7 protein-coding genes and 1 pseudogene are annotated in these 7979 nt (G+C 64.9%); 5 read left to right on the top strand and 3 right to left on the bottom strand.

Annotation, left to right across the window (positions count from 1 at the left end):
• The first annotated feature begins 212 nt into the window (after window positions 1-212).
• On the top strand, window positions 213-725 hold the full coding sequence (locus ACWDNY_RS30845) for an HNH endonuclease (protein WP_451649110.1): 513 nt from the start codon (window positions 213-215) through the stop codon (window positions 723-725).
• A gap of 71 nt (window positions 726-796) precedes the next feature.
• Here ACWDNY_RS30845 and ACWDNY_RS30840 read toward each other — a convergent pair whose 3' ends face one another.
• The 3 genes from ACWDNY_RS30840 to ACWDNY_RS30830 form a co-directional block, all read right to left on the bottom strand.
• Window positions 797-2836 (bottom strand): hypothetical protein, encoded by a 2040-nt coding sequence (locus tag ACWDNY_RS30840; protein WP_451649109.1) that lies wholly within the window; start codon window positions 2834-2836, stop codon window positions 797-799.
• Between the two features lie 153 nt (window positions 2837-2989).
• Window positions 2990-4237, bottom strand: coding sequence for an XRE family transcriptional regulator (locus ACWDNY_RS30835; protein ID WP_451649108.1), 1248 nt, complete (start codon window positions 4235-4237; stop codon window positions 2990-2992).
• 158 nt (window positions 4238-4395) lie between these two features.
• Window positions 4396-4788 (bottom strand): GntR family transcriptional regulator, encoded by a 393-nt coding sequence (locus ACWDNY_RS30830; RefSeq protein ID WP_451649107.1) that lies wholly within the window; start codon window positions 4786-4788, stop codon window positions 4396-4398.
• Window positions 4789-5292: 504 nt separating this feature from the next.
• Here ACWDNY_RS30830 and ACWDNY_RS30825 point away from each other — a divergent pair.
• The 4 genes and pseudogenes from ACWDNY_RS30825 to ACWDNY_RS30810 all read left to right on the top strand — a co-directional run.
• On the top strand, window positions 5293-5586 hold the full coding sequence (locus ACWDNY_RS30825) for a hypothetical protein (RefSeq protein WP_451649106.1): 294 nt from the start codon (window positions 5293-5295) through the stop codon (window positions 5584-5586).
• Entirely contained in the window at window positions 5583-6584 is a 1002-nt protein-coding gene (locus ACWDNY_RS30820; RefSeq protein WP_451649105.1) for a DUF2637 domain-containing protein, read from the top strand. The genes ACWDNY_RS30825 and ACWDNY_RS30820 overlap by 4 nt, the downstream gene beginning before the upstream one ends.
• Entirely contained in the window at window positions 6584-6964 is a 381-nt protein-coding gene (locus tag ACWDNY_RS30815; protein WP_451649104.1) for an RRQRL motif-containing zinc-binding protein, read from the top strand. The genes ACWDNY_RS30820 and ACWDNY_RS30815 overlap by 1 nt, the downstream gene beginning before the upstream one ends.
• 88 nt (window positions 6965-7052) lie before the next feature.
• A pseudogene (locus ACWDNY_RS30810) lies at window positions 7053-7892 on the top strand (cell division protein FtsK); the annotation flags it as partial.
• Window positions 7893-7979 lie beyond the last annotated feature (87 nt).

Genomic DNA, 7979 nt, shown 5'->3' with positions numbered 1-7979 from the left:
ACACGCCGTAGCGGTCCTGGATGGCCGGGATACGCGTCACCAGCAGGGCGAAGGTGACGCCCTGGGCGAGGAAACCGACCGCTAGCTACGTAGGACCCGTGGCGGGATGGCAGGGGCCGCTGGGTGCGCCGGAGAGCGGCCTCAGCCTCGTAACTCACCACGGGGTGCTGGTCGACGGCAACACCAGGACTAGCGCCCTCCGTGAACTTGCCATGGACGCAGCCGGGAGAAGTCATTGGGCATCTGCCCAGTCTTCATCGGTGTCGCTGCGCCCCCTCCCATATCAGCCTCGCCGGCTCCGGGCCTTGGAAGCTGACGAGTACTACGCAAAGTTGATGGCGAGGGCTGATCATCGTGAACGGATCGGTCTCGACCAACGAGAGGTCGAACAAACGGCAACTCGACGAGTGCGCAGCGCGATGGTAAGGAAGGCCGTGCTGCGACGGTCGAACGGATGCTGTGAAAACCCAGGCTGCCGGGACAAGCGACCCGTGGGGTGGACGGATAGCGGTGATCCGATTCTGGAGGTCGACCACGTCGTGGAGCACGCTGCTGGTGGACGCGACCATGGCGAGAACATGATCGCGCTGTGTCCCAACTGCCACGCGCTGAAAACACGCGGCAGGGAACGCGCAGAGCTGACACTGCGCCTTGTACGTGTCGCCGCCGAACGCCATCGCGCAGCCATCGACCGCTCCAAGCGCACACGAGCAATATCTGCCTAGGAAGCGTCCGCCCGGGTCCGGCGTAGAGGGGACGGTAGGCGAGCCACTTCGGCGGACACATTAACTGTCTCTTAGTGCACGTCCGAAAAACAATTATCTGCGACTACGTAGCCGCGGATCAAATCACCATTCGGTGCGAGTAGAGGGTCGACAATGGCTCGAGCCCCACTGGCCTCGAGCAGGTTCATGAACCGGTCAAATCGCTCGTCAGTTTCCAGGATGGAGACTGTGTACTCGGGAAGTTGGATTCCGGCCTTACTCCAATTTGTCGTGTATTTTTCCAGGTCCAGCGGGTTCGTGAGCAAAGAAAGTACGCCGGCAATTATTACCGGGTCGCCAGTTTCCGCGTCGGACAAAAATGCGAGCGGTGCGTAGAAGTTTTCGGCCTCCGAGTAGGCTTCTGCGATGGATCGCGTATAAAGTACGGCCTTCGCTTCCAAGCATTCCACCGGAGTTTGCCCAATTTCCGTTAGGCGTGAATATGTGCCGAAATATTCACCAACTACGCCGTCCTCATTCTTCGAGTAGCACCAAGGATCCTGCCTGCTCTGTGCATCGCGTATGCCGGCATTCATCTGGCCCGCGTCGCTTTCAGCATCCGTTTGGGACCGACGCGCCACGCGAGCTCGCTCCGTCACGTACCGAGAACTTCCGTCCTCGAGGTCAACGCGGACACACCATTTTCCGGTCGAGAAATCGTTATGGTGGGGATCTCGCGCAATGAATGCTACTGCTTGTCCAACATGGCTGCGGAAGAGTGACTGTCCTCGCTGTATCCGCTCATACCACGTTTCATAGTTGAAGTTCTTCAGAAGTGCATGGTTTCTGAATAGTTCGCTGCTCATTCCTCCCAAGATTCGATAGATAGGGCGCAAACAGCCTTGGTGTACGAAACCAACGGCATACGGGACCCTCTCCTCGTCCACCTCGATGAATGGCGCCATGTCTTCCGATATGAACTCACCACAATTCAGGCATGCGAACGGATTGGCGTTCTTGTGGAACTCTTCCCGGCAAAGGGCTGCGTGCGCCAAGGCGTGCGGGGTGGCGTCAAAATCTTCAATGGAGTTTATTGGAGCGATTACGATCTCTGAGTCTCTGAATGCTTCGATATTTTTCTCAATGTGGCGCTGTGCTCCCTTCATCGTCGCGAAGCGCCCGATTAACTTGCATCGCAAGTTGTTCGCGAGTCGCACTTCATCTCCCGTGAAGGTCACTCGCCTACTGCCGTCATCTGAGAACCTGCGCAGTTCGGCGAGTAGGACGTCGGCTCCATTCTCAGGATATTCAACGAGGAGCACCTCGCGCCCAGCGGCCGAATACTCGGTAAGATGCGTGAGCTCGAAAAAGGTCTCACGCGTCATGGGGGACTCTGGTTGTGAGCCGAAGTACTTCCCCATTCGTTCTCTAAGACCTAACTCGTCGATGGACAGACGGTCTCGCGCTAGCGTAAGGCCGAGGGTAACTAGGCTACCCCAAAGGAGTTGCGGTGGTATGGGAGAGTTCCCCGCCAAGAGAAAGAAGACTGCTTGTTCTAGGGCGCCACCTTCCTCAATATCGAGGACCGCTACGTGAATCCTCCTGAGGATCCCTGTTAGGTCTTCGCCCCGTATGTCTGCGGCGGTTCTCGTCTTGTAGTGAGCTTTTATCAAGTTCCTGGTTTTTTCGAGAGTTTCCTGCTCGTTCTTGGTTAGCGGGTTCGCGGTCCAGTTTTCGTTCAGTCGTACGGCGGTTGTTACCTTGCGTAGGTCTTTCGTGATGCGAGAAGAGGACGACGGTGAAGTGGCAAGAATGTACCGGCGCCCTGTCGTGTTTCCCGATATGTATTGCCTCACAAACTGGTCGATCACAGACGAATACTCGGAATCATCGAGCCCGGAGAGGCTGATAGTGCGCTTCGCTTGGATGTAAAACTGGAACCCGTCGCCTGAAAGGGTTAGATCATCGATGGCATCATCAGTTTCGAAGGCGATGGTGTGAATGTGTCCGTTGAGCTCCAAAGCTTGCATACTTTCCTGAGCGCACAGCATATGTGCCATGGCCAGAGCCGCGACGCGCTGCTGGAAGTCAATTCCGGAGTTTGTTGCCGCTCCCCCGCCGCTACTCGTCACTTCAGCCTTACCTCCGCGCCTCATGCCGTGTCTGAAGGCGACAGTATCCTGATGGCGGCGGTTTCAGGAGGGGTTCGATCAATCGTTCCAGCAAATCGGCGACTTGATGTGGCACCGGGGGACTGCTACCTAGCGCTCATGTGTTGCTGGCGGTTACTGAGGCAAGAAGCCGGGCTTCTGCTGCCCTAGGGCATGGAGTCGTGCTAGATAGTCCTGTGTCGAGGGCTCTGAGGCATAGAGACGCTTCATCTCGGCAGCAAGTTCGCGGCTGGTCATGATCAGCGATGGCACCGACTGACGGTCTCCTTGGAGGGCGCGCTCGCCCATCGTCAACGCCTGTTCCAAGTCGCCCTCGCGCGCCGCTGTGACGCCCAGCGTGACGCGTGCTTCGGCGTTGCGCATCGGTGAACGCTCGGTGCCGTCGAAGTCAGTCCCCGCCCTCAGCACCTCTTCGGCGAGCGTGCGCGCAAGCTTGTCCTCGCCGACGAGGCGGTAGCAGTCCATCGCGTAGAAATCGAACTTGGCAGGGTCCACTACGAAGTGGTTGTCCAGGTTCTCTGGGTACGGCATCCCTTCGAGCAAGCGCCGTCCCTTGTCCAAGGCCACCTCGACTTGCCGGCGGTCTCCGATTCGGGCCCATGCCTTGGCTTCCTGGGCTGCGAGCTGCACGGCCACGCTGTGGTGCTGCGCCTTCTCGGCTCCGGCCTGCGCTGCCGCGATGACGCCGCGATAGTCGCCGGTCGTGAGGGCGAACCATGCCCGCATCTCGTGCGCCCACCCGGCGACCTCCGCATGGTCGGCCTCGGTCGCGAGCGACAGCGCGGCCTGCCGCGTCGACTCGGCGGCGTGGCGGTCGCCCGTGTCGTACTCGACACAGCCGACCAGCAGTGCCAGCCAACCGGACAGTGCCAGCACCTCTCGGTGCTGCGCGAGCGTGAGGCTCTTCGTGTGGAGGTCGACGACACGACGGAGCCACTGCCGCCCCTCGATGAGGAGCTGCTCGCTCGGCATGAACGGGTACTCCGAGGCGAGCCGGTCCGTGGTGATTCGCAGGGCATCGAGAGTGGCGTTGTCGATGTCGGACCGGTTGAGACGGCTCACGATCTCCAGTGTTTCCATGCCGGACGCTGCCAGGATCTCCGCGTGTCCGTCCCGCCGCGTGGGTGCTGGGAAGAGCGCACGCGTCACGGTGCCGAAGAGGGCAGCGATGATCGGTTGGTAGAAGTCGTTCGGCATCTGCCCCGACTCCCAGCGCTTCCATTGACGGATCATGCTCTCTTCCGCGGGGAGCTCTGTGGGGGCGTGCGCCCGCAGAGCCCTGACGGCTTCCCGCTGCGACCAGTCGCGCGCCGCTCGCTCAGCCGCGATGCGCCGTGCCCATGCGGGCCTGTCGTCGGTCATGTGCCCTCCTTCGAGTGCCTACTCCGAGTCTCGCCCGCGAGCCAGGGGGACAGGGAAGAGGACACCGGGGTGTCACCAGACGTGTCCCCGCCCCCGCCTCGCCGTCCCCTGGCTGTCACTTACCTCACAACTCCCGTTCTCTGCATGCTGGTTGCAGATCAGGCACCACTCGGACCGGAGCGCTCGCCGAGCGCTTCGAGCCGTTCGACTCTGCCCCGCAAATCTGAGACCTGGGAGGTGAGATGTTCGAGCTGGCGCAGGACTTCGGGGAGGTCAACGCCGGCGTTCGCCTCCTGGGGTTCGGTCGCTTGCCGGGGGTCCCGAGCGTAGCTACCGCGGGACGTGGTCGTGATGAGGCCATCCTCGCGCAGGATCGTGAGAGCACGCTGCACGGTCATCCCCGAGATCTTGAACCGCGCGGCCAAGTCTCGTACGGAGCCCACATGGGTCCCGGGCGGGATGGCGCCGTTCACGATCTCCTGCCTCAGGATGTCGGCCGCTTGCTCGGACTCCGTACGCGGGTCGTCTTTCGAGATTTCAGCGCTGGTCACGCAACTGAGCGTACCCACCACTAGTACGCCCTAGCACGAGATCTGCGCGGACCTCTTGCGCAGTGGCACGTGCTAGTACATGCTGTCACGCATCAGTATGGCGAGCCCGGGCAGGGCTCGGCCGACTGTGTCTGCAAGTGCTTGACCTGCAAGACCGCACAACCCAATGGGGGGCGCGTCCACGGACGCGGCCTCAAGGGGCCCGGGACAGAGCGGGCCGAGGGCGGACCCGACCCTTGTCACTTTCGGGACGGCTTAGACCGAAAGGTCACGTCTCCATACGCCTACAACGGGGTCATGCCGCGCTACCTGGTACGGGCACGGCACCCCCGGAGGAGACACGTTCACCGCCCCGGCAACCCGCCGCGAGGGCGTCGGAACAAATCCGACCCGGGGCACTTCCCCTTGCCGTGCTGCGGCTCGGGTTCTTCCGGACCAGTCGCCGTCTCACCAAAACGCCTGCGGCTGCTCTGGCTCCCTGTCCCTCCCATTTCAGGAGCTGACATGCGTACGTACGTCGGCCGTCAACAGGCCGCTTCTGCTGACAACTTCGCTGAACTCGCGCTCGGCACCCCGGTTGAGCTGTGGCTCGGGGTCGATGGCGAGACGGACGAAGAGCGCGCGGCTCGCATGGACGCGGCGCGCGACATCCTCACCGACCCCGAGTACAGCGACCTCCCCGACGTCCTGGTCCGCCTGGCCGCGGGGATCGTCGAGGACCACCCGGAGCTGTTCGATGTGGTCCCGCTCCGCCGCCCCGCCCGCCGTCGCTCGGCACGTCGGGGGGTGGCAGCATGACCACCGCGACGATCACCCCGGAGGCGCAGCCGTCCGGGGTGCCGCCGTTGACGAAGCCCGAGATGGGGCTCGCCGGAGTCGGTGCGCTCGCCGCGGCCGGCGTGGGCGCGCTCGGTCTCGTCTCGTCGTTCGACGCCGTGTCGGCCGCCGCGGCCCGCTGGGGCTTCGGCGAGCCGTGGATGCTGCCGGTCGGCATCGACGTGGCCATTCCAGTGTTCACCGTGGCCAACCTCTTGCTGATCCGGATGGATATGGCATTGGCGTGGGTGCGGTTCGTCCCCTGGGCGCTCACGCTGGTCACGTGCGGCCTGAACGTCGCCGCCGGACAGGGCCTGTGGGCCAAGGTCGCGCACGGCACGATGCCGCTTCTGTGGGTCGTGTTCTCCGAGATTGGCGCACACATCTACGCCGTCCGCATCGGCGCCGCCACTGGCCGGCGAATGGAGAAGATCCGGTGGTCGCGGTGGCTGCTGGCCCCCGTGTCCACCTTCGCGCTGTGGCGCCGCATGACGCTGTGGGAGGTCACCTCCTACGGTCTGGCGCTCGCCTGCGAGCGGAAACGGCTGCTGGCCCGCGCGGACCTGCGCGAGCGGTACGGCCCGCTCTGGCGTTGGAGGACGCCGCGGCGCGAGCGCGTCATGCTGCGGATGGGCGAACTGGCCCCGGCCACCGAGCAGGAGGTAGCCCCGCCTCTGGCGGAGGAACCGCCGGCTCCTCCGGCTGAGGCCAAGCCGTGCCCGCGCCGACGCGCCGCCACCAGCAAGGCCAAGAGCAAGGCTCAACGCACCTTCGAGGAAGCGCTGCTCGAAGCCCGGACGGTCACAGCGGAGTGGACGGACGCGGAAGTGACCGCGGACCGTCTTCGCACGACCCTGCACGTCTCCCAGACAAACGCCCGGAAGCTGCGCGACACCCTGAAGTCAGAGCGCGCGCGGGGCAGTTCGCTGCGGTCTGTGAACGACTCGGAGGGCGAGGCACCCGCGGCTGAGGCCGCCTGATGGCCCCGGATTTCAGCAAGTGCTACGACCCCTCCGGTAGCCAGTACGGCATCCCCACCTACCCGTGGCGCTACGCCCCGGAGGGGCTCGCCACGCGCCGCCAATTGCGTGCCCGTGGCCTACGCCCCGGGGGCCAGCCGATCGCGGCTCAGGTGCTGCGCCCGCGCTACCGGCGCGGTCCGCTCGTCGCCTACCTGTACCGCGTCGACCGAGCCAAGCCGGTCCGGTCGATGACGCCGGGCAAACGGTCCGCGCTCGCCAAAGCGATGCTCGCTCGACGTACCTGTCCGTCCTGCCGGACGGATGCCGGCTACGTCATTCCCGTCTCGGTCGGGCTGTGCGTGACCTGCGCCTACCCCGAGGAACAGCGCGCCGCCTGAACTTCGCACACGAGCCGGCGGGGCCGGTCCGCTCACCTCCTACAGCGACGGACCGCCCCCAACCCTCCTGACGATGGAAGGGACTTCAGTGAAGCACCCCGACGACGACAACGAACTCTTCGACCGACTCGAAGCCGAGATGAGCGCCGACCCCGGGGGAGAGGTGGTCGACCTCGACAAGGCGCGGTCGGCCCGCGCCGGGTCGGCCGACCTGACCACCCGACCCGACTCCGACCCGTCGGCCGACCCGGAGAACGGTCGGTCGGGCACCGAGTCGGCCGACCCGACCGTCCGCGCGATGGTCGACCAGCCGACGCCGACCGCGGCCGGTCCGGGCTACCTCGGTCGGCTGGTCGCCGCGCAGCGCCGCCCGGTCGTACCGCAGTGGCTCAAGTCCGTGGCGGAACTGCGGATCGCATCGGCGTGGGTGGCCCGCCACTACGCCCACTCGGTCGGCTATCACGCGCTGCGCACCCCGGTCTACGCCGCGCGCCTCGCGCTGCAAGCGCCGTCCGGCGCCGCGAAGTTCGTGGGCGGCACGATGCGGTGGGTGGCCGACCGCGAGGGTGAACCGGTCCGACTCGCCGCGGTCCGGCGCGAGGACGCCGCGGAGTACCTGAAACTGTCGCGGCAGCGCGACGGACGGGTCCGACTGCGCACCCTCGTGACCGTGCTCGCGATGTTCGTTGGGCTGGGCGCCGCGCTCGCCATGTACGTGCTCGCCCCTGACTGGCTTCAGGCCGTCTCCGTGGGCGCGGTCGTGATGGCGCTCGGCTACGCCGGCCGGAAGGCGGATGCCCCGGTCATCCACCGCGCGGTGGAACTGCCCAAGGCGGTCAAGCTCACCAGTGACATCATGCTGAGGGCGCTTGGCTCGCTCGGTATCCCCGCCATCAACCAGGCGCAGGCCAAGGGGCGCGACGGGTTCGCTCCTCCGCGGCGCGCTCGCGGTGGAGACGCTGGCATACGCCGTCCAGACGGTCGTTGACCGGCACGACGCCCTGCGTACCCGGAC

It is taken from the genome of Streptomyces sp. NPDC003697 (genome assembly GCF_053587115.1).
This window is presented reverse-complemented; position numbering and strand designations above follow the sequence as displayed.